The 21,940-nt window shown below is 70.8% G+C and carries 15 protein-coding genes, 2 tRNA genes and 1 pseudogene; 2 read left to right on the forward strand and 16 right to left on the reverse strand.

The window, feature by feature from the left end; genetic code table 11:
- Positions 1-99: 99 nt before the first annotated feature.
- Positions 100-2,724, reverse strand: a complete 2,625-nt coding sequence (locus ACYUD3_RS37560) for a valine--tRNA ligase (protein ID WP_470980697.1) — start codon at positions 2,722-2,724, stop codon at positions 100-102.
- A 507-nt stretch (positions 2,725-3,231) separates the two neighbouring features.
- On the opposite strand from ACYUD3_RS37560, the gene ACYUD3_RS37565 reads away from it, so the two are divergent.
- A complete protein-coding gene (locus tag ACYUD3_RS37565; RefSeq protein ID WP_470980700.1) occupies positions 3,232-3,903 on the forward strand; it encodes a hypothetical protein in 672 nt (223 codons plus the stop codon).
- A 65-nt stretch (positions 3,904-3,968) separates the two neighbouring features.
- Here the strand turns inward: ACYUD3_RS37565 and clpX are convergent, their stop codons facing one another.
- From clpX to ACYUD3_RS37590, 5 genes are all read right to left on the reverse strand, one after another.
- The gene (gene clpX / locus ACYUD3_RS37570) at positions 3,969-5,258 is read right to left on the reverse strand and encodes an ATP-dependent Clp protease ATP-binding subunit ClpX (protein WP_470980703.1); all 1,290 of its coding nucleotides are present in this window, start codon (positions 5,256-5,258) and stop codon (positions 3,969-3,971) included.
- 180 nt (positions 5,259-5,438) lie between these two features.
- Positions 5,439-6,119, reverse strand: coding sequence for an ATP-dependent Clp protease proteolytic subunit (locus ACYUD3_RS37575; RefSeq protein WP_470980705.1), 681 nt, complete (start codon positions 6,117-6,119; stop codon positions 5,439-5,441).
- Between the two features lie 49 nt (positions 6,120-6,168).
- A complete protein-coding gene (locus ACYUD3_RS37580; protein ID WP_470980708.1) occupies positions 6,169-6,795 on the reverse strand; it encodes an ATP-dependent Clp protease proteolytic subunit in 627 nt (208 codons plus the stop codon).
- Between the two features lie 242 nt (positions 6,796-7,037).
- Entirely contained in the window at positions 7,038-8,432 is a 1,395-nt protein-coding gene (tig, locus tag ACYUD3_RS37585) for a trigger factor (protein ID WP_470980711.1), read from the reverse strand.
- A 166-nt stretch (positions 8,433-8,598) separates the two neighbouring features.
- A tRNA-Pro gene (locus ACYUD3_RS37590) sits at positions 8,599-8,675 on the reverse strand.
- Between the two features lie 179 nt (positions 8,676-8,854).
- Between ACYUD3_RS37590 and ACYUD3_RS37595 the strand changes: the two genes are divergently transcribed.
- Positions 8,855-8,925 (forward strand) — tRNA-Gly (locus ACYUD3_RS37595).
- A 93-nt stretch (positions 8,926-9,018) separates the two neighbouring features.
- Here the strand turns inward: ACYUD3_RS37595 and ACYUD3_RS37600 are convergent.
- From ACYUD3_RS37600 to ACYUD3_RS37645, 10 genes and pseudogenes are all read right to left on the reverse strand, one after another.
- The gene (locus tag ACYUD3_RS37600; protein WP_470980714.1) at positions 9,019-9,213 is read right to left on the reverse strand and encodes a hypothetical protein; all 195 of its coding nucleotides are present in this window, start codon (positions 9,211-9,213) and stop codon (positions 9,019-9,021) included.
- Between the two features lie 102 nt (positions 9,214-9,315).
- On the reverse strand, positions 9,316-10,749 hold the full coding sequence (locus ACYUD3_RS37605; protein ID WP_470980717.1) for a DUF6177 family protein: 1,434 nt from the start codon (positions 10,747-10,749) through the stop codon (positions 9,316-9,318).
- Positions 10,746-14,729, reverse strand: a complete 3,984-nt coding sequence (gene eccCa, locus ACYUD3_RS37610; protein WP_470980720.1) for a type VII secretion protein EccCa — start codon at positions 14,727-14,729, stop codon at positions 10,746-10,748. Before eccCa ends, ACYUD3_RS37605 begins: the two co-directional genes overlap by 4 nt.
- Positions 14,730-14,837: 108 nt before the next feature.
- A complete protein-coding gene (locus tag ACYUD3_RS37615) occupies positions 14,838-15,989 on the reverse strand; it encodes an AAA family ATPase (RefSeq protein WP_470980723.1) in 1,152 nt (383 codons plus the stop codon).
- Between the two features lie 37 nt (positions 15,990-16,026).
- Entirely contained in the window at positions 16,027-17,382 is a 1,356-nt protein-coding gene (gene eccD, locus ACYUD3_RS37620) for a type VII secretion integral membrane protein EccD (protein ID WP_470980726.1), read from the reverse strand.
- Positions 17,383-17,527: 145 nt separating this feature from the next.
- Positions 17,528-17,839: a hypothetical protein gene (locus ACYUD3_RS37625; RefSeq protein WP_470980729.1), complete on the reverse strand. Its 312-nt coding sequence runs from the start codon at positions 17,837-17,839 to the stop codon at positions 17,528-17,530.
- 208 nt (positions 17,840-18,047) lie between these two features.
- Positions 18,048-18,476, reverse strand: a pseudogene (locus ACYUD3_RS37630) (HD domain-containing protein); the annotation flags it as partial.
- A 130-nt stretch (positions 18,477-18,606) separates the two neighbouring features.
- The gene (locus ACYUD3_RS37635) at positions 18,607-19,005 is read right to left on the reverse strand and encodes a hypothetical protein (protein WP_470980732.1); all 399 of its coding nucleotides are present in this window, start codon (positions 19,003-19,005) and stop codon (positions 18,607-18,609) included.
- Between the two features lie 43 nt (positions 19,006-19,048).
- On the reverse strand, positions 19,049-21,556 hold the full coding sequence (locus tag ACYUD3_RS37640; protein WP_470980735.1) for an ADP-ribosyltransferase: 2,508 nt from the start codon (positions 21,554-21,556) through the stop codon (positions 19,049-19,051).
- Positions 21,553-21,939 carry a DUF6507 family protein gene (locus ACYUD3_RS37645; protein ID WP_470980738.1) on the reverse strand — a complete coding sequence of 129 codons (387 nt, stop codon included), beginning with the start codon at positions 21,937-21,939 and terminating at the stop codon, positions 21,553-21,555. The genes ACYUD3_RS37640 and ACYUD3_RS37645 overlap by 4 nt, the downstream gene beginning before the upstream one ends.
- Position 21,940: the final 1 nt, after the last annotated feature.

Below are 21,940 nucleotides of genomic sequence, written 5' to 3' on the forward strand. Positions count from 1 at the left end.
TCGGCCCCACCAAACCGAAGTCCAGCAGGGCCGAGTAGAGCTTGCCCCCGAAATAACCAACAGCGTCCTCGGCAAGCACCGGGGGCCTTCGTGCGGGCCTCACGCCTGGGGCAGGCGCTCCAGCTGGGCCGTGATGCGTGCGATGTCCTCGTCGGCCTTCGTCAGGCGGGTGCGGATCTTTTCGACCACGTTGTCGGGGGCCTTCGCCAGGAAGGCCTCGTTGTTGAGTTTGGCGTCGGCCTGGGACTTTTCCTTTTCGGCTGCCGCGAGGTCCTTCGTCAGGCGCTTGCGCTCCGCCTCGAAGTCGATCACGCCGGACAGGTCCAGGGCGACCGTGGCGCCGGCCACCGGGAGGGTCGCCGTCGCCGTGAACTCCTCGCCCTCCGGCTGGAGCCGCAGCAGCTGGCGGATGGCCGCCTCGTGGGCCGCGAGGGACGTGCCGTCGAGGGTGAGGCGGGCCGGGACGCGCTGGCCGGGCTGGAGGCCCTGGTCGGCGCGGAAGCGGCGGACCTCGGTGGTGACCTGCTGGAGGGACCCGATCTCCCGCTCGGCCGCCTCGTCCCGGAAGCCGCTGTCGGCCGGCCAGTCGGCGATGACGACGGACTCGCCGCCGGTCAGCGTCGTCCAGAGGGTCTCCGTGACGAACGGGACGACCGGGTGCAGCAGCTTCAGCGTGACGTCGAGGACCTCGCCGAGGACGCGCCGGGAGACCTCGGCCGCCTCGCCGCCGGCCGCGAACGTCGTCTTGGACAGCTCGACGTACCAGTCGAAGACCTCGTCCCACGCGAAGTGGAAGAGCGCGTCCGACAGCTTGGCGAACTGGTAGTCGTCGTAGAGGGCGTCGACCTCGGCGACCACGGAGTTCAGGCGGGACAGGATCCAGCGGTCCGTCGAGGACATCCGCGCCGGGTCCGGAAGTTCGCCCTCGACCGTCGCGCCGTTCATCAGGGCGAAGCGGGTCGCGTTCCAGATCTTGTTGGCGAAGTTGCGGGAGCCCTGGACCCAGTCCTCGCCGATGGGCACGTCGACGCCCGGGTTGGCGCCGCGCGCGAGGGTGAAGCGCAGGGCGTCGGAGCCGTACTTGTCCATCCAGTCCAGCGGGTTGACCGCGTTGCCGAAGGACTTCGACATCTTCTTGCCGAACTGGTCGCGGACCATGCCGTGCAGGGCGATGGTGTGGAACGGCGGGGTGCCGTCCATGGCGTAGAGACCGAACATCATCATCCGGGCGACCCAGAAGAAGAGGATGTCGTAACCGGTGACCAGGACGGAGTTCGGGTAGAACTTCGCGAGCGACTCGGTCCGCTCGGGCCAGCCGAGGGTGGAGAAGGGCCACAGGCCGGAGGAGAACCAGGTGTCGAGGACGTCGGTGTCCTGGCGCCAGCCCTCGCCGCCCGGGGGCTCCTCGTCGGGGCCGACGCAGACGACCTCGCCGTCGGGGCCGTACCAGACGGGGATGCGGTGGCCCCACCACAGCTGGCGGGAGATGCACCAGTCGTGGAGGTTGTCGACCCAGTCGAAGTAGCGCTTCTCCATCTCCTGGGGGTGGATCTTGACCCTGCCGTCGCGGACGGCGTCACCGGCGGCCTGCGCGAGCGGGCCGACCTTGACCCACCACTGCATCGACAGGCGCGGCTCGATGGTGGTCTTGCAGCGCGAGCAGTGGCCCACGGAGTGGACGTACGGGCGCTTCTCGGCGACGATCCGGCCCTCGGCGCGCAGCGCGGCGACGATCGCGGAGCGGGCCTCCAGGCGGTCCATGCCCTGGAAGGGGCCGTGGACGGTGATGACGGCGTGCTCGTCCATCACCGTGAGGGACGGCAGGCCGTGGCGCTGGCCGATCTCGAAGTCGTTCGGGTCGTGCGCCGGGGTGACCTTGACCGCGCCCGTGCCGAACTCCGGGTCGACGTGGGTGTCGGCGACGACGGGGATCGTACGGTCGGTCAGCGGCAGCTTGATCTGCTTGCCGACGAGGTGCTTGTACCGCTCGTCGTCGGGGTGGACCGCGACCGCCGTGTCACCGAGCATCGTCTCCGCGCGGGTGGTGGCGACGACGATGGTGTCGTCGCCCTCCCCGTACTTCATGGAGACCAGCTCGCCGTCGTCGTCCTGGTACTCGACCTCGATGTCGGAGATGGCCGTCAGGCAGCGCGGGCACCAGTTGATGATGCGTTCGGCGCGGTAGATCAGCTCGTCGTCGTAGAGGCGCTTGAAGATGGTCTGGACGGCCTTGGAGAGGCCCTCGTCCATGGTGAAGCGCTCGCGCGACCACGCGACGCCGTCGCCGAGGCGGCGCATCTGGCCGCCGATCTGGCCGCCGGACTCGCCCTTCCACTGCCAGACCCGCTCGACGAACGCCTCACGGCCCAGGTCGTGGCGGGACTTGCCCTCCTTGCCCAGCTCACGCTCGACGACGTTCTGCGTGGCGATACCGGCGTGGTCCATGCCCGGCTGCCACAGCGTCTCGTGACCCTGCATGCGCTTGCGGCGGGTGAGGGCGTCGATGAGGGTGTGCTCGAAGGCGTGCCCGAGGTGCAGGCTGCCGGTGACGTTCGGCGGCGGGATGACGATCGTGTACGGCGGCTTCTCGCTCTTCGCGTCCGCCTCGAAGTACCCGCGCTCGACCCAGCGCTCGTACAGCGGGCCCTCTACCTCGGCCGGCGCGTACTGGGTCGGCAGTTCGGTGGTGGGCGCTGTGGGCTGCTGCTGAGCGTTCTCGGTCACGGGGCCAGTTTAGGGCTGCCGCGGCGGTGTCCCGAAACGCGTTTGTTCTGTAACGGCGCCGACCCCGATGCCTTGGGGCGGCTGCGGCTGGGTGAGGATGTCGGGAACACTTTGCGGCATCTGGAGGGGAACCCAGAGATGAGCTACAACCAGCCGGGCCCGTACGGCGGTCCGCCCGCGCAGCCGGGTCCGTACGGGGGTCAGCCGGGCCCCTACGGGCAGCAGCCGGGACCGTACGGCCAGCCGCCGGCACCGCCCCAGCCGCAGCCCGGCTACGGGTATCCCCAGCAGGCCGCCCCTCAGCAGGGCAACCCCTATGCGCAGCCGCCCGCGCCGCCTGGGGGGCAGCCTCCTTATGGGCAACCGCCTTATGGGCAGGCCCCTTACGGACAGCCTCCTTATGGACAGCAGCCGCCGCCTCCCTATGGACAGCCTCCTTATGGTGCTCCGCAGCCGCCCGCGCGTGGGGGCGCGAAAAGGACAGGACTGATCATCGGTGGTGTCGCAGTGGTCGCCGCGATCGCCGTCGGGGCCTATGTGGTCACCAACGGAAGCGGCGGCGGGGGCCTCCAGGACGACGGCGCGCACAAGCTGGACACCCCGGCGACCGTCGTCTCCGAGTACAAGCGGATCGGCAAGGGCGGCGAGGCGTCGGACACCGACACCGTGAAGATGCTGACCACGGCGGGCGTCAAGAACGGCAAGGCGGTGGTCGGGCAGTGGTCGACGGCCGACTTCAGCAAGTACGACCCCGAGAACCCCAACGCGGCCGACCTGCCGAGCCAGGCCGAGCTACTGACGGCCAAGGGCATGACCCTGCTGGGCGGTTACGGCGAGATAGCCGACCCCAAGGCCACGCTCACCCTGTATTTCGCCGCGCTCACCGCGCAGATCGACAAGAACAACGCCAAGGCGGCCAGCGGGAGTTCGACCGCCGCCAGGACGACCCTCGAAGGGCAGCCGGAGGACGCCGACATCGACGGCGCCGTCGCCAAGTGCCAGGCCGCCACCAGCACCAACAACCTGACCAAGAAGCAGGCCACGGACTGGTTCTGCGTCTGGGCCGACTACAGCACCCTCGGTATGGTCTCCCCCGGCGACAACACCAAGGGCGTCGACAAGGCCACCGCGGTCGACCTGACGACCAAGCTGCGCGGCGAGGTCCGCGTCAAGCTCTGAGCGGCACATGACGAAGGGGCCCCGGTCGTCTCCGACCGGGGCCCCTCGCCGTAACTGCTAGGCGTTCACGCCGACTTCTGCTCGCCCGGGCCCCGGCCGCCGCGGGAGTCGCGGGGGATGAGGGTCGGGTTGACGTTGGAGAGGACCACGTCGGCGGTGATGACGACGCGGGCGACGTCCTTGCGGGAGGGGACCTCGTACATGACGCCCTGGAGGACCTCTTCCATGATGGCGCGCAGGCCGCGGGCGCCGGTCTGGCGGAGGATCGCCTGGTCGGCGATGGCTTCGAGGGCCTCGCGCTCGAAGTCCAGCTCCACGCCGTCGAGTTCGAAGAGGCGCTGGTACTGCTTCACCAGGGCGTTGCGCGGCTCGACCAGGATCTGGAGGAGCGCTTCGCGGTCGAGGTTGTGCACGGACGTGATGACGGGGAGGCGGCCGATGAACTCGGGGATCATGCCGAACTTGACGAGGTCCTCGGGCATGACCTCCTCGAACTGGTCCTTGGCCTCCAGCTCACGCTTGGAGCGGATCGTCGCGCCGAAGCCGATGCCCTTGGCGCCGGCCCGGGTCTCGATGATCTTCTCCAGGCCCGCGAAGGCGCCGCCCACGATGAACAGCACGTTCGTGGTGTCGATCTGGATGAACTCCTGGTGCGGGTGTTTACGGCCGCCCTGCGGCGGGACCGAGGCCGTCGTCCCCTCCAGGATCTTCAGCAGGGCCTGCTGGACGCCCTCGCCGGAGACATCGCGGGTGATCGAGGGGTTCTCGCTCTTGCGGGCGACCTTGTCGATCTCGTCGATGTAGATGATCCCGGTCTCGGCCTTCTTGACGTCGTAGTCGGCCGCCTGGATCAGCTTCAGCAGGATGTTCTCGACGTCCTCGCCGACGTACCCGGCCTCGGTGAGCGCCGTCGCGTCGGCGATGGCGAACGGGACGTTCAGCATCCGCGCGAGGGTCTGGGCCAGGAGCGTCTTGCCCGAGCCGGTGGGGCCGAGCAAAAGGATGTTCGACTTCGCCAACTCGATGGCGTCGTCACGGCCCTGGGCGCCGCCGTTCTCGCCGGCCTGGACGCGCTTGTAGTGGTTGTACACCGCGACGGAGAGGGCCTTCTTCGCGGCCTCCTGGCCGACGACGTACCCCTCCAGGAACTCGTAGATCTCGCGGGGCTTGGGCAGTTCCTCCCAGCGCACCTCGCTCGTCTCGGCGAGCTCCTCCTCGATGATCTCGTTGCAGAGATCGATGCACTCGTCGCAGATGTACACACCGGGCCCTGCGATGAGCTTCTTGACCTGCTTCTGGCTCTTGCCGCAGAACGAGCACTTGAGCAGATCGCCGCCGTCACCGATGCGTGCCACGGTGTGCTTCCCCTTCGCCATGGGAGACGCCTGGACGGAATCGGTCCAGCGGCTCCTGGTGCTGCCTTATGTCGACGGTACCTTGCCTGGCCCCCCGTTCGGGCCCCCCTTGGCACGGTTCACTTTGACGTGGACCGTGTCAAACCGTGCCAAGGGGCCGCAGGCTGAGCGCTGCGCGGGTCAACGCAGGGACGCGTTGTTCATCTTCCGGGTGGAGATGATCTGGTCGATCAGGCCGTACGACAGGGCGTCCTCGGCCGTGAGGATCTTGTCGCGCTCGATGTCCTCGCGGATCTTCTCGATCGGCGTGGTCGAGTGCTTGGCCAGCATGTCCTCCAGCTGGGCGCGCATGCGGAGGATCTCGTTGGCGGCGATCTCCAGGTCGGAGACCTGGCCGCGGCCCGTCTCGCTGTAGGGCTGGTGGATCAGCACACGGGCGTTGGGCAGGGCCATGCGCTTGCCGGGGGTGCCGGCGGCCAGCAGGATCGCCGCGGCGGAGGCCGCCTGGCCCATGCAGACCGTCTGGATGTCCGGCTTCACGAACTGCATCGTGTCGTAGATCGCCGTCAGCGCGGTGAAGGAGCCGCCGGGGCTGTTGATGTAGACCGAGATGTCCCGGTCGGGGTCCATCGACTCCAGGCACAGCAGCTGCGCCATGACGTCGTTGGCGGAGGCGTCGTCGATCTGCACGCCGAGGAAGATCACCCGCTCCTCGAAGAGCTTCGCGTACGGGTCGTACTCGCGCACACCCTGGGAGGTGCGCTCGACGAAGCGCGGGATGACGTAGCGGGACTCGGCGACCGGGCCGGTGTACTCGGCCTGCGCGCGGTCGTCCAGACCGCTGCCGGGGAAGATGTTCACGGTGTCTCCTGAGAAAGCTGAGCTGGGCGGTGGCGCTGCGCGGGCGGGATCAGGCGCCCGGGGTGGTGCCGCCGCCGCCCGGCATGCCGGCGGCCGTGGCGATGACGTCGTCGATGAGGCCGTAGTCCTTGGCCTCGTGGGCGTCGAACCAGCGGTCGCGGTCCGAGTCGCGGGTGATCTGCTCGACCGACTGGCCCGTGTGCAGGGACGTCAGCTCGGCCATGCGCTTCTTCGTGTGCAGCAGCCGCTCGGCGTGGATCTTGATGTCGGAGGCCGAGCCGGCGAGGCCGGCGGACGGCTGGTGGATCAGGATCTCGGCGTTCGGCAGCGCGAACCGCTTGCCGGGGGTGCCCGCGCTGAGCAGGAACTGGCCCATCGAGGCCGCGAGGCCCATCGCGATGGTCACCACGTCGTTCTTGATGAACTGCATCGTGTCGTAGATCGCCATGCCCGCGGTGATCGAGCCGCCGGGGCTGTTGATGTACAGGTTGATGTCCTTGTCCGGGTCGGCGGCGGCGAGGAGCAGCAACTGCGCGGTGATCTTGTTGGCAATGTCGTCGTCGACCGGCTGGCCGAGGAAGATGATCCGCTCGTTGAGCAGCCGGTTGTAGACCTGGTCGCCGAGGCCACCGCCGATGGAGGGCTCGCCGGCGGCTGAAGGCATCAGATTCGTCACGTATCCACCTGCTCGTCTTACGACGGCGCCGGGCCGTCTCGCGTTTCCCTGCGGGGGCCTGCGGCGGTTCAGCCGACATCTCAGGCCCCGTATCCATGGACCCTAACGCGCTGGTCCCTTCGGGGAATCCCGCAGAGGTGGGTGTTCGCCGGGGGCGTAGTTGGGGGCGCCCGATGTGAGGGGGTAAGACAGCGAGCCCCGGGGTCCGAAGTCCCCGGGGCTCGTGCTCAGACCTGCGAGCCTTACGCGTCGGCCTTCTCGGCCTTGTCGTCGGCCTTCTCCTCGGACGCGGCCTCCGCGGCCGTCTCCTCGGTCTCCTCTTCCTCGTCGTCGAGGTCGATGACCTCGCCGTTGGTGTCCTTGACCGTGGCGGCCTCGACGACGAGCGCGAGGGCCTTGCCGCGGGCGACCTCGCCGACGAGGAGCTGGACCTGGTTGCCCTCGACGACCGCCTGGGCGAACTGGTCGGGGGACATGCCGGAGGAGGCGGCACGGCGCATCAGGTGCTCGGTCAGCTCTTCCTGGTTCACGGAGAGCTTCTCGCGCTTGGTCAGCTCGTCGAGGACGAACTGGGTCTTGATGCCCTTGACCGCCGCGTCACGCGTCTCGGTCTCGAACTCCTCGGCGGTCTTGCCCTGGATCTCCAGGTACTTGTCGAGGTCGAGGCCCATCTGCGCGAGCTGGTGGTGCTCCAGGTTGTGCTTGCGGGTGCCGATCTCGTCGTCGAGGAGCTTCTCGGGGACGGGCACCTCGACCAGCTCCAGGAGCTTCTCCAGGACGCGCTCCTGGGCCTGGGTGGCCTGGTCGTACTGCTTCATGTTCTCGAGGCGCTTGCGGCTGTCGGCCTTGAGCTCGTCGAGGGTGTCGAACTCGGAGGCGAGCTGCGCGAACTCGTCGTCCAGGGCGGGCAGTTCACGGGCGGCGACCTGGGTGACCTTGACGGTGACCTCGGCCTCCTTGCCCGCGGCGGAGCCGCCCTTCAGCTCGGAGGCGAAGGTGGCCTCCTCGCCGGCGGACTTGCCCTTGACGGCCTCGTCGATGCCGTCGAGGAGCTCGCCGGAGCCGATCGTGTAGGAGACGCCGGACGCGACGCCGTCCTCCAGGATCTCGCCGTCGACCTTGGCCTCCAGGTCGACCGTCACGACGTCGCCGTCCTCGGCGGCCCGCTCGACCGGGGAGGTGGAGGCGAAGCGCTCGCGGAGCTGCTCGACGGACTTGTCGATGTCCTCGTCGGTGACCTCGACGGCGTCGACCTCGACCTCGATGGAGGAGAAGTCCTCGGGGAGCTCGAGGGCGGGACGGATGTCGACCTCGGCGGTGAAGTTCAGCGTCTCGCCGTCCTTCAGCTCCGTGATGTCGACCTCGGGCTGGCCCAGGACGCTCAGCTCGGCCTCGTTGACCGCGTCCGTGTAGAACTTCGGGAGCGCGTCGTTGACGGCCTCCTCCAGCACGGCGCCACGGCCGAACCGCTGGTCGATGACCCGGGCCGGGACCTTGCCCTTGCGGAAGCCCTTCACCGTGACCTGCTGGTTGATCTTCTTGTACGCCGCGTCGAGGCTGTCCTTGAGCTCCTCGAAGGGCACCTCGACAGTGAGCCGAACCCGGGTCGGGTTCAGGGTCTCCACGGCGCTCTTCACGGTTCGGTCTCCTTGTGGCTGACTTCTGGTTTCCGCCGGGACCAGATCGGTCCGGCCGATTCGCCGCCCGGGAGGCTTCAGGGATGAGAGACACGGGCAACGCAGCTTGCATAGTAACCGCAGCCGCCGAGGGCCCCAAAAGGCGATCATCACGCTGATCGCGAGGTGGTCGGGGTGGCGGGATTTGAACCCACGGCCTTCCGCTCCCAAAGCGGACGCGCTACCAAGCTGCGCCACACCCCGTCTTGGTGCGAACGTAGGGTACATCGCCGAGCGGGCCTGAGAGGTCGCGTTTCACCGGCGCACGGGGGCGCGCGGCCTGGGCGGGTCCCGGGGCGGGGGCGGGGTGTGCGGTGGAGGGGGTGCAGCCGCTACTATTCATCCGGTGCCGCCGGGCTCTTGTGAGCTGCGGTGTCGTCCGTGCGGGCGTAGCTCAATGGTAGAGCCCCAGTCTTCCAAACTGGCTACGCGGGTTCGATTCCCGTCGCCCGCTCTGCGTTTTTCCGCATTTCCGCGTTTCCGCACGAGAGCCGGGCCGGAGGTCTTCCTCCGCCCGGCTCTTGTCGTGTTCCCGGTCGCGCGCTCCCTAGAAGTGGATCGAATTGAGCGTCTCCGCCAGGGAGTTCATGAAGCGGTTGATGGACGGGGCCATGCCCGTCGAGGCGAGGAAGAAGCCGAAGAGGATGGCGACGATCGCGGGGGCCGCCTTGATGTTGCCCCCGCGGATCATGACCACGAGGACGATCGCCAACAGCAGCACCACTGACAGTGAAATGGCCATGACTGATCACTCATCCTCGATCGGTTCGCTCTCCCGAGACCATCGTGCCACCAACAGGGGCCTCTCATGCGGGGCGTTGCCCATCAACCGCTTGCGAACCGGTTAACTCCCGCTTTCCCCTCCCTTGAGATGCCGAACCAACCGCTCGAAGTCCCGCCAACCGGACAAGTCCGACGGGTTACCGGGGAGTTGGTAGTAGAGCGCGGGTCTGGTCTTCGGTCCGAGTTCTTTCGGGGCGCGGGCGAGCGGGGTGCGCCGGGCGCGGTCGCCGGGCATCGCGCGGACCTCCTCGGCGCCCAGCACGAACGCGTACGGGACTCCGGGGCCCTCGAAGTGCGGTGGGACCAGGAGGTCTTGGCGGGCTCTGCGGACCTGGACGAGCATCGACTGGAGGTCGTGCCGGGTGGCGAGCTTCTCGGCGGCCGTGCGGATCGCCCGGGTGGGCGGGGTCTGGCCGGGGCCGTAGCCGAAGGCGAGGGTGATGTCCTCCTCGACGCCGGCCGTGGTGCGGCTGACGCGTACGGTCGCCAGGCCCGGCTGTTCGGGGCTGCCGACGACGACCAGCCAGGTCGGTTCGGGGGCCCGCTCGAAGGCGACGTCGGTCAACTGGCGGGGGTTCCAGGGGAGGTTGGCGGGTTCCTCGGTGCCCCAGCCGGCCGGGGGCCCGCCGGTGATCTCGCGCCAGACGGTCTCCAGGGCGCCGCCGAGGACGAGCCGGTCGTCGGCGGGGTGGACGCAGCGGAAGGAGATCGCGAGCTGTCCCTCGCCGGTGTCGGGCAGCTCGCGCCGGTAGGCGTCGGCGACCCGGGTGCGCGGGTCCTCCTCGGTGGCGCCCGCTCCGGGCACGGGCATGAACAGGCCCTCGGTCCAGTGCAGTACGACGCCGGTGAGGCCGTCGTAGTAGCCGTCCTGCTCGTCCTGGACGACCCAGCGCGAGGGCCAGCCGGGCAGGGCCGCGCGGACGGTGGGCGAGAGGCGGGTGCCGGGCGGGGTGACGATCTGGAGGGCGAGTTCGGCGTTGGCGGCGGCCCGGAAGGTGTCGGAGAGCCAGGCGCTCATGGCGACGACGGGGCGGTCCTGGATGACGACGACGGCCTTGTCGGTGAGGACGTCGACCGCGGGCTGGGCGGCGGCGGGGACGGGGACCGCCGTCATGCCCTCGGTGTCGACGACGGCCAGGGAGGTCGCCGCCTCCGGGGGCCAGGCGGTGCCGCCGACGATCGTGGCGATCCGGGCCGCGAACGTGCCGGCCAGGGCCTCGGCCTGTTTGACGCCGGTCGTCGCGCGGGCCTCGGTCCACCAGTAGGGGACCTCCGGTTCGTCGGCGCCCAGCAGCCGCTTGGCCTCGCCCCTGACCTGGACCAGGAGGGGCGCCTCCACGGACATCAGGGGGCGGCCCTCCTTGTCGTGCAGCCGCACCAGCGCGCCGTCGGCCTCCGCCCCGACCAGCTGGTCGGGGCCGCCGGACAGCAGGCCCGCGATCACGGCGAGCGGGTCGGGCATCCGCTTCGTGAGAGCGACGACGTCCTTGGTCATGCGGTCACCGGTCCCGAGTAGACGGTCTGGATCAGGCGGTTGGGCTCGCCTCTGCGGATCAGGGTGCCTCGGCCGGGGGGCTGGTGGGAGGCGTAGACGCCGGTGAAGAGCTGGCCCTCGCTGCGGTCGCCGGCCATGACGAGCGCGGTGGCGCCGGACTCGCGCAGGCCCATCATCAGCGGCTCGTAAAGCCCCCGGGAGGCGCCGGCGACCCGCCGGGTGAGGACGAAGTGCAGGCCGATGTCCTGGGCGGAGGGCAGGTAGGGCACGAAAGGGGCGAGGGGCTGCTGGCCGGCGGTGGTGAGGACGTCGTAGTCGTCGACGAGGATCACGATGCGCGGGCCGGTGAAGGAGCCGGGCTCCAGTTCGGCGCCGGCCGCGTCGTCCGGGAGGCGTTTGTCCAGCTCGGTCGCGATGCCGGCGGCGAGGGCCGAGCTGAGCTTGGTGTTGTGGGCGTAGCCGCCCCGGTACTCCTCGGGGATGACGCCGCGCAGGCCGCGGCGGGGGTCCATGACGCCGAAGACCAGTTCGTCGTCCCGGTAGCGCTCGATGAGGCCCTGGGCGACGGCCTTGAGGAGGTTGGTCTTGCCGCATTCGCTGTCGCCCATGATCAGCAGATGCTGGTCGTGGTGGAACAGGTCGAGCAGGACCGGGGCGAGGCGGGTCTGGTCGAGGCCGATGGGGACGCGGCGCGGTTCGGCGGCGGGTCCGGGCAGCAGATGCGGCTCCAGGACGTGCGGCAGGACGCGGACGGGGGCGGCGACCTCGCCGGTCCAGGTGGCCCGGATCGTGCGCGCGGTGCGCTCCAGGACGGCGCCGAGGTCGGCGGTGTCGGCGACGCCGTCGGTGCGGGGCAGGGCGGCCTGGGCGAAGAGCTTGCCGTCGGTGAGGATGCGGCCCTTCTCCTCCGGGGAGAGGGTCTGGGCGAGCTTGCGGTCGATGCTGGACTCGCCCGGGTCGTTGAGCCGCAGTTCGACGCGGCTGCCGAACTGGGACTGGGTGGCGATGCGCACGTCGTTCCAGCGGAGCATGCCGGCGACGACGTGGATGCCGTAGCCGCTGCCGCGCTTGAGGATGTCGACGACCGCGTCGTCCAGCTGCTCGAAGTCGTCGCGCAGGGCGCCGAAGCCGTCGATGAGCAGGACGATCTCGGTCGAGGCGAGTTCGGGCAGCCGGCCGGCGGCGCGCAGGGTGCGCAGCTGCTCGATGGAGTCGATGTTGTGGACGCGGAAGAGCTCTTCGCGCTGGTCGAGCATGCCGCGCACGGAGTCGATGGTGCGGGCGGCGCGCTCGCGGTCGGCGCGGCCGGCGACGCCGCCGACGTGCGGCAGCCCGGCGAGGGCCTGGAGGCCGCCGCCGACCAGGTCGAGTCCGTAGACGCCGACTTCTTGCGGGGTGTGGGTGAGGGCGAGGGAGAGGGCGAGGGTGCGCAGGAGGGTCGTCTTGCCGGACTGGGGGCCGCCGATGACCGCCGCGTGGCCGCCCGCGACCGTGAGGTCGAGGTACCACTGGCCCTGCCACTGCTTGGTGGGGTCGTCCAGGACGCCGAGGGGGACCTGGAGGGGGCCGCGGCGGCGGGCGAGCTGCATACCGCGCGCGCCGACCTCGAGGGGGCCCGCGAGCTTGTCGAGGGGGATCGCGTCGGGCAGCGGGGGCAGCCAGATCTGGCGGACCGGGCGGGCGCCGGCGGCCTGGATCTGGTCGACCATGATGCCCATCTCGGTCGGCCCGGTCTCCCGGCGCCGCATCTGCGGCTCCTGCGGGCCGCCCGAACTCTCGTCCCGGCCAAGGGTGTTGTACGCCTCGTAGGGCAGGGCGAGCGGGCCGGTGTCCTCGGTCTCGCGCTGGACCGGGCCCTGGTAGGCGCCGGAGACGTAGCCCGCCTTGAACCGCTCGTAGTGGCTGGTGTCGACCTTCAGATAGCCGAAGCCGGGCAGCGGGGGGAGGTGGAAGGCGTCGGTGGTGTCGAGGACCGTGCGCGACTCGTCGGCGGAGAACGTCCGCAGACCCAGCCGGTAGGACAGATACGTGTCGAGGCCCTTGAGTCTGCCGCCCTCGATGCGCTGCGAGGAGAGCAGCAGGTGGACGCCGATGGAGCGGCCGATGCGGCCGATGGACAGGAACAGGTCGATGAAGTCGGGCTTGGCGGTGAGGAGTTCGCCGAACTCGTCGATGACGACGAACAGGTGCGGCAGCGGGTCGAGGTCGGGGCGGCGCTCGGCGCGCAGGGCCGCGTAGTGCCCGATGTCGGCGACGTTCCCGGCGTCCTTGAGGACCTGCTGGCGGCGCTTGACCTCGCCGGCGAGGGAGGCGTGGACGCGCTCGACGAGGCCCGCCTGGTTCTCCAGGTTCGTGATGACCCCGGCGACGTGCGGCAGGTCGGCGAAGGGGGCGAAGGTCGCGCCGCCCTTGTAGTCGACGAGGACCATCGCGAGGTCCTCCGGCGGATGCGTGGCGACCAGGGCGAGGACCAGCGTGCGCAGCAGCTCCGACTTGCCGGAGCCGGTGGCGCCGACACACAGCCCGTGCGGCCCCATGCCGAGTTCGGAGGACTCCTTCAGGTCGAGCAGCACCGACTCACGTGAGTCGCTGACCCCGATCGGCACCCGCAGGAAGGCGCGCTCGCCGCGCGGCGCCCACAGGCGGTGCAGGTCGAGGTCGGCGACGTCGTCGATGCCGAGGAGCTCGGCGAAGTCGACGGAGCCGGACAGCGGGGTGTCGGCGGCCATGGAGTCGGCGGACAGCCGCAGCGGGGCGAGCATGCGGGCGAAGCCCTCGGCGAAGGGGGCGCCGACCTCGTCCACCGTGCCGTGCGCGCCGATCGGCTCGCTCTCGCGGAGGTCCTCGATGGCGATGCCGGCGCCGTCGACGGTGATGCGGACGCCGACGCTGCCGGGCTCCTGGACCCGTTCGTCCAGCAGATGCAGGACGGTGACGCCCATGTCGCGCAGGCCCACGGCGTCGTCCGGGCGCGGCAGGTCGACGGCGTCGTCCCCGTGCGCGTCCGCCACCACGATCAGGCGGGACGTCATGCCCAGGGCGTCCTTGCCGGACAGGCCGCGGCGGACCTCGGCGGCGTAGGAGGCGCGGCGGCGCAGCTCCGGGCCGATCTGGCGGGCCAGCTGGGGGACCGAGGGGGCGATGCGGCGGGCGGCGACCGGGCCGTCGAACTGCTCGGCGTCCAGCAGGTGCGGGAGCCACTTGGCCCACTCCCAGTCGGCGATCCGGTCGCCGGGGGCCGCGAGGGCGAGCGCCACGTCGTCCGGCGCGTGCGTCGCCGCCGTCTGGACGAGGAGGGCGCGGGCGATGCGCAGCGTGTCTTCGCGGGGGCCGATGACGCTGATGTTGCCGACCCGGTCCAGCGGGACCGTCAGCGGCAGGTCCGTGCCCGTACGGAACCTCGACATCAGTGCCGAGGCCTCGTTCAGCATGAACTGGTCCGGCGGGGTCAGCACCGAGGAGCCGGCCTGGCCGACCTTCAGGTCGCGCACCGGCATCTCGCCCGTGCCGACCCGCACGCGCAGGAAGTCGCCGTCGATCCGGCGCCGCTCCCACAGTCGGGCGGGGTCGCGCACGATGTCGTACAGCGCGTCCGGCGGCGGGTTCAGCACCTGCGCCGTCTCCGCGCGCTCGCGCTCCTCCTTCGACAGCTCCTCGCGCAGGTCCTCCAGGTACGCCAGATACGCCTCGCGCTGCGTACGGCGGGTACGCTGGGCCTTGCCGCGCTGGGAGAAGACCATCGCCAGCGAGCCGGCCAGCGTGACGACCAGGATGATCGCGCCGAGGCCCGCGAACTGGCTGTTGCGCACGACCGTCATCATCACGACGGACGACATCACGCCGGCGACGGGCAGCAGCGACGTGGCGATCGAACCCGCCTTGCCTTCGGGCAGGTTGGGCGGCGCCTCAATGGTGCGCGGCTCGGGCGCGGCCGGCGGCCGGGTGGTCCGGGCCGGGCGGTGGATCAGTCGGGTGCTCATCGGCGTCGCCTCTGCGAGGTCCTTCCAGTGTCTTACGGGGCATCAGGTCACTTGCCCCCTCATCGTCCCGACCCGTGAAATCGGTTCACGAACCGGCGGAGAACTTTTTCACCGCCGCTTCTGCGACAGCTCGAACACCTCCGCCGCCAGCCGGCTCACCGACTCCCGCGTGGCCCTGGCCAGCAGATCCGCCCGGATCGGCCCGCCGGCGGCGAGATGGCGGTCGTAGGGCAGCACCCGCACCGCCGCGCCGGTCGTCTTCAACTGCTCGGCCGCCTTGGCGAGATCGAGGCCGGGGTGGGGGGCCGTGCCGACGAGGACGACGACTGTCGTGGCCATGATGTCGCGGGGCAGTCCGCGCATCCAGTCCAGGACGGCCTGGGTGCTGGCGATGCCCTCCAGGGTCGCGGGCACGGTCAGCACCCGCGCCTGCGCCGCCGACAGCGCAGTACGCGCCACCTCGGCGGGCAGCGTCTCGCAGTCGACGACCGTCACGCCGAAGTAGCGGCGCAGCGAGACCATGACGCGTTCGTAGCCGCGGGTGTCGAGCATCGCGCCGACCTGGCCCTGACTGCCGGGCAACAGCCAGGCGTTGTCGGGGAGTTGGACGAGGTAGCCGGTGATGTCGAGCAGCGACATCTGCGGTTCGACGATCCCCGCGAGGTCGCCGGTCGTCCAGCGCAGCCCCTCCGCGCCGAGCCGCAGCGGCAGCGAGCCGAGCGCCGGGTCGGCCTCGACGAAGAGGACCGGGTCGTGCCGGTAGTGCGCGTACGTCGTGCCCAGGAGCGCGGCGAGCGTCGTCTTGCCGGAGCCGCCGCGGATCGAGGTGACGGCGATCTGGCGGCCGGTCGTCACCGGCTGCTGGAGCAGTTCGGCGGTGGCGGTGGCCTCGGCGACCTCGCGCGCGGCGGAGGAGGAGACGGTGCGGCGCACGGCACGCAGGGCGCGGGTGGTGAGGGGTTCGCCGTGGCGGGGCTTGAGGGCGGTGCCCGCGAGGCGGCGGTCGAGGACGGGGCGGGTGTCGGGGGCGGCGCGGCGGCGCTGCGGGGGCTGCTCGTAGGCGGGCTGCGGGTACACGGGCTGCTGCGGGGGCTGCTGTTGCTGGGGGTAGCCGTACGCGGACTGGTCCTGTGCCGGCTGCTGCGGGTAGCCGTATCCCGCCTGGTCCTGGGGCGCCGGCTGGGGCGGTACCGGTTGTTGCTGGGGCTGGTTTCTCAGGTCGCGCAGTACGTCGTTCTGCCAGTTGTCGCCGCTCGGCATGTCGGTCCCTCTCCCTCGCGCCTGCGGGCGCCGTCACCTAGAACTTGTCGAGCAGCTGCCCGTAGATGCCGAACGCACCCACGGCCAGCGGGAACAGCGCGATCACGCCGATGGACTCGGCGAGGTCGGCGAGCCTGCGCAGCCGGACCCGGATGTGCTCGGGCGGCTCGATCGCGAGCACCAGCAGCGGCGCCAGCGCGGCCACCGCGAGCAGCCCGAGCGCGCCCGCGCCGCCGTCGTGGCCGAGCCAGAGCACGGCGAGCCGTACGACGAGCAGTCCGGCCGCGCCGAACAGCGCGATCACCTCCGCGACCAGCGGGAACGCGCGGGCCCTGGAGAGCAGGACGACGGCGGTCAGCGCGGGCAGCGCGACCGTCCACACCGTCGGCTGGTCCGCGCCGGCCAGCAGCCAGCCGCCGGCGGCAGCGGAGGCGGCGGCGACGACGGTCGCGAGCGCGAGCCCCCTATGGGTCGCGGCGAGCGCGTTGGCGACCTGGTGGCGGCTGACGGAGACCCCGGAGGACCGCTTGTCGTCGAGCCCGGTGAGCCCCGAGGCCATCAGCGCGAGCCGCGGCAGCACGCCCAGCAGGACGACGGAGAACACCGCCATCACCGCGCCGAGCCGGTCGGGACGGTCCTGCACCGCCGCGACCGCCTCCCACACCAGCGCGACGGCGACCGCCGCCACCGCGCCGATCAGCCCGCCCCGCCCGAGCGGCGAGAAGTAGGCGAGCAGCACGAGCGCCACGACCAGCGCGGCCACGACCCCCGCGAGGCGGGCCTCGCCGTTCCAGTCGTACGCGTCGGCGGCCGTCCACGCGGCGAGCAGGCCGAGGCCGCCGGAGGCCAGCATCAGGGCCGTGGCGAGGCCCAGGTTGCCGCCGCCGATCCTCGCCACCGCCGCGCCGGTCAGCATCAGGACCACCGTCGCGACGGCCAGCGCGGTCGCGACCGAGGGCAGGCCGAACTCCTGGCGGGCCAGGACGGCGGCGGCGACCGCGAAGACGACGGTGGCGACCCCCGCGCTGATCCGGCGCGCGGCCGGGCGCCAGCGCCAGGCGTGCAGGTCGAGGTCGTCGGCGACCAGGTCGGTGACGTCGTGGACGATCGGCGCGGGGGGTGTCGCGTGGGCGCGCACGAGCTGGAGGACGGCGCCGTCGGCGACCTCGGCGGAGGCCAGCGAGGCGTCGTTCGGGAGGACGTCGCCCGCCGCCGTCACCAGCTGGCGGGTCGTGGGGCGGGTGGCGACCCGGTCGTCGAGCAGCCGCAGGATGTCCGGGAGCAGCTGGCCGATCGGGGTGTCCGAGGGGAGCACGAGGTCGGCTCGCCTGCGTTCGCTGACCAGGGTGATTCGGCTGAGCTGGGTCCGGGAAGTCGTCGCTGTGCTCACCACTCGCGGGAACCTATCATCGGGGGGTTTGGGGTGGAGGGGGTGGTTGTGGGGGGTGCATGTTTGGTGGCGCGGGGTTCTGCGGTGGCGCGGGGTTCTGCGGCTGGGCGGGGTTCTGCGGTGTTCTCTGCGGGCGGCGGGGTTCTCGTCACGGGGTCGCCCCCTTGGAGGGGGTGGCGGTCGGGCTCGGGGTCGCGTCCCCGGTGCCGTACATCTGCTCCTGCTGTTGCTGCTGCTTCTGCTGGTCGGCCTTCTGCTTCGCCAGCGTGGTCTGGAGGAAGGACCAGCCCACGCAGCCCGCGCACAGCACCGCCGCGATCGCGATGCCGGCGAAGACCTTGCCGAGGCGTTCGTCGAGGGTGCGGCGGCCTCGTTGCGTCCCGTACAGCAGCGCGTCGCGCATCCGGCGCCGGCGTACCGCCACCGACTCCAGGAGCTGGCTGTCGTAGTCCCGTGCCATTGAGTTGATTCGTCTCTGGTCTTCAGGGGTGGGTAAGGGGAGTCTGGGGGGACGGGGAGGGTTTCGGAAGGGGTGGGGAGAAGTCGGGGGGCGCCTGGGGGGTGGGGCCGGTGCTGGTTCCGGTGGCTTCGAGGGTTCCGGTGGGCTCGGGGGCCTCGGGGGCTTCGGCGTTCTTGAGGGGGCCGGCCGGTTCGGGGGTGTCCGTGTCCAGCCCCAGGAGGCTGCGCATGTGCGCGTACTTCGCGGTGAGTCTGCGGGCCGTCGGTTCGTCGAGGCGGGACAGGCGGGCGGGGTCCGCGTTGTGGGCGAGGTCGGCGGCCTTGACCAGGCGGGCGCCGGGGACGGCGAGGATGCGGCGGGCGTAGGACTCCGGGGATTCGCCGGTTTGCTTGGTGACAGCGCGGACGACGTCCTTGGTGCGCTGGGCGAGGGGGGCGGCCGTGAGCCACTGCGGGGTGAGGGCGTCGTCCTCGATCGCGTCGTGGAGCCAGGCGGCGGCGATGAGGTCCGGGGGGCCGCCGCGGGCGCGGACCCCTTCGGCGACGGCCCGCAGGTGCTCCTCGTACGGCCGGCCCGCCTTGTCCTTCTGGCCTGCGTGGGCCTGGCGGGCGAGGGTTTCGACCTCCGTGAGGGTCATCCTCGCGGCCACGGGTTGCGCCTTTCGTCCTGCATGCGAGTTCCCCCTTGGTTTGCCTGTGCAACATAGGGGACGGAGGGGTGGGGAGTACACCCCGGGTGGGGCGGCGGGCCTTGCGGGGGCCGCCGGGTCATTCGGATTTGGCCAGGGTGTCCACGGCCGCGGCGCCCGGGGCGTCTGCGAGGGAGCCCGCGAGGGGCCGGCCCCGGCCGCCGGGCTGGGCGGCGTACAGCTCGGCGAGGGTCTGCGAGGGCGTCAGGCCGCGGGACTTGGCGTCGCGCAGGAGGCCGACCCAGACGATGCTCTCGTTGAAGGCGTCCGGTCCGGCGGCCACGCGCGGTTCGAAGGCCGCGGCGCCGTCCTCGTCCCCGGCCCACAGGTACCCGAGGATCTTGCCGCCTTCCTTCGCCACGACGGTGAAGTACCGCACCGGCTTCTCGGTCCAGTCCCGGTAGCGGTCCGGGCCGCCCGGCTCCTCGTTGAACGGCAGGTCCTCCTCGAAGCGGGAGGGGGGCGGTTCACTGCTCATACGGTCCACGTTCCTTGGGTCTGCGCGGTGGTTCGGGATGAGGTCACGGTGCCACACCCGCGCCGGCCCTCGGATGCGGCAGCACCTCGCCATAGGCGTGCCACTTGCCCGCCTGGTCCATGAAGACTCGGGTCACTTTGTATTTCGTGTCCCGGGCCAGGAGCAGCTCGCGTTCGCCCTTGCTCAAGGAGATCGGGTCGAGCCAGAGGGCGGGCGTGCCCTTCGGCACCCGGAGGTGCAGGATCACGGGCTTGTAGTCGAAGGCCGCGCTCTCGCCGAGGGAGGTGGAGGTGAAACCCGCGTCGGAGTAGACATGGCCCTGCATCTCGGCCGCCGACCGGATGGGGAGGTGGTCGATGCCGGTGCCGCGGACGACCATCACGTTGTCGGGCACGGGGTGGCCGCCCATGACCCGGTCCATGTTGTCGACGATGTGCTGGACCTTGGGGTCGAGCACCTTGCTCGGGTCCACGGCCATGTCGCGCAGCGGCCCGTTGATGTGCGAGTACCAGAAGCTGGTGTACCGCTCCAGGGCGTCCTTCGCCTTGGGGTCGAGGTTGTCCAGGAACTCCTGCCAGTGGGCGTCGCCGTACTCCTTGCCCGCCCAGTCGCTGGAGCTGGGGAGGGGGTTCGTCCCGTCGGCGAGCTCCGCCGCCGCGGCGGCGTGCTTGTCGGCGTCGGTCGCCAGGTTGGCGAAGTCCGTGTCCGACATGTGGGGGTGGTACTCGAACGGCTCCACCCCGCCGGTGTGCGCGGCGGCGTCGGCGGCCGAGTGCGCCGCGGGGACGTCGGCGCCGTGATGGACGGGGGTGTGGTCGGTGACGTCCACGTTGTCCCAGGTGTGGGGGGCGTCACCGGCGTGCGGGGTGGCGTCGTGGACCGCCGGGTCGTGAGCCGGGGCGTCGTGGCCGTGGCCAGGGGTGTCGTGATGGGCCGGCGCGTCGTGGCCCGTGGTGTGCGGGGTCTCGTTCGGGTGGTGGGGGGTGGGGGCGTCGGTGTGCGTGGCAGGGGCGTGCGGCGCCGGAGCGTCGTGCGGAGCCGCTACATCATGCGGAGCCGACACCTCATGCGGCACCCCACCCGCATTCTCGTGATACCAAGCCGGCATATCCCCATAGTGGACACCCGCAGCAGCCGCATCCGCGGCATGGGACGGTCCGCCGTGCAGACCGTTGTCGGTGATGTGCGGAACCCCCGCGTGATCGACCGCGTACGCCGCCCCCGTCGGCGGCGCGTCCGCCCCCGGTACATGCCCATTGTCCGGGACGTGACTCCACTGGTTCGGAAGGTCCGTAGGGACGTGGTACGTCGCCGTTGTCATCGGCTGGTGCGGGAGGGACGCCGTGTCGACCGGCGTCAGGGTCCCGTTCGGATCGAGGATGTGCCCCTCGGGGAACTTGAAGGTGCCGTCGGGGAGTTGGGGTACGTCGATCTTGCCGACGCCCTTGAGCCCCTTGGTGATGTCACCGATCTTCGACAGCCCGGCGCCCGCGCCCTTCGCGATGTAGGTCATCGGGTCGATGACCTTCCCGGCCTTGCCCGCCACGGACAGGACCTTCGCGACGGCCCCCGCCTTGCCCGCACCCGAGGCCGCGGCGCCCGCACCGCCCGTGAAGACGGTCGTCAACACGTTGAACGTCACCGCGCCCGCCGCACGACCCGGGTTCTTCCCCCACTCGTCCCACGCGACCAGCGCCTTACCGGTCTCCTTCATCGCCGTCCGCGAATCCCGCAGCCACGACGGCAACTTGTCGTCCGGCGCCATCAGGAACATCGGCCCGACGATCGGCATGGACGACAACGCCAGCCCGGTAGCGAGCTGCGCCAGCCCCTTCCACGCCTGCCCCATCGCATCCCAGCCACCGAAACCCACCAGCGTCCCAAGACCCTTGATGGTGCCCCAGATACCGTCGACGATCAGGCCGTCCCAGACGAACGACTTGACCCAGTGACCGACGTCGTACCAGTGATGCTTCTGCTCGACCGGGTCACCCCACGGGACCTGCGCGTTCTTCAGGTCCGACGCGTTGAACCCGTACTGATCCTTGCGGTCCGAGCCGTCGCCCGCGACCATCTGCGTGCCGCCCCAGATCGCCGTGATCTTGTTGTGGCACGTCCGCTCCGCCGCCCAGAAAGCGGTGACGGTCTCGGTGATCTGGTCACGCAGCTTGTTGTGCTCGTCGACCTTGTCGCCGTCGTACTCCCAATCGCCGTCGCCCTTCACCGAGTTGACGAAGGTCTGCGCCTGCGTCTTGAGCTCGGCGAGCTTGGTCACCAGCGGGCGGATCTCCGTCGCGTACGACGACAGGGCGCCGGAGACCGTCTCCAGATGCGTGCCGAACGTGTCCGCGCGGTCCTTCACCGGCTTCGTCGTCGCGAAGAGCTGCTCCGCCTCGGGGGCCTTGTAGAACGCCGACAGGCCCTGGAACTGGGAGTCGACGTCGGCGCCAGTGGTACGGACATCACCCGCGTCCTTCTTCAACGCCGCGTGATCCAGCTCCAGTTGGGCCAGGTCGCCGGTGAACTCGGGGATCTGGTCGGGCTTGATCATGACTTCGCCTGCCCCGGCATGTCGGGCTTGGGCGCGGCGAGGGTCGCGCGCTGGGCGTCCGCCGCCATCTGCTCGTCGCCGTTCAGGTACGCCGTCGTCGCGTCGACCACGCCCTGGAGCGATTTACCCGCCCGCGCGGCGATGAACTGGAGGTCTTTCGAGGCCTGTTCGGCGAACTGGGACAACGCCAGCGCGACCAAGCCGCCCTGTGCCTGCTCACCGCCCTTCGCGGGGGCGTCGGCGGAGATCGTGCCCGCGCTCGACGCCGCCGACGTCAGGTTCTTCCCGAACGAGGTCGCCTCGTCCTGGAGTTTCGACGCCGTCTCGCCGGTCGTCTTCAACACACCCGAGATTCCCTGCGGTTGCAGGTCCCAGCCCGTCATC

Source organism: Streptomyces sp. AMJ-169 (assembly GCF_055597585.1).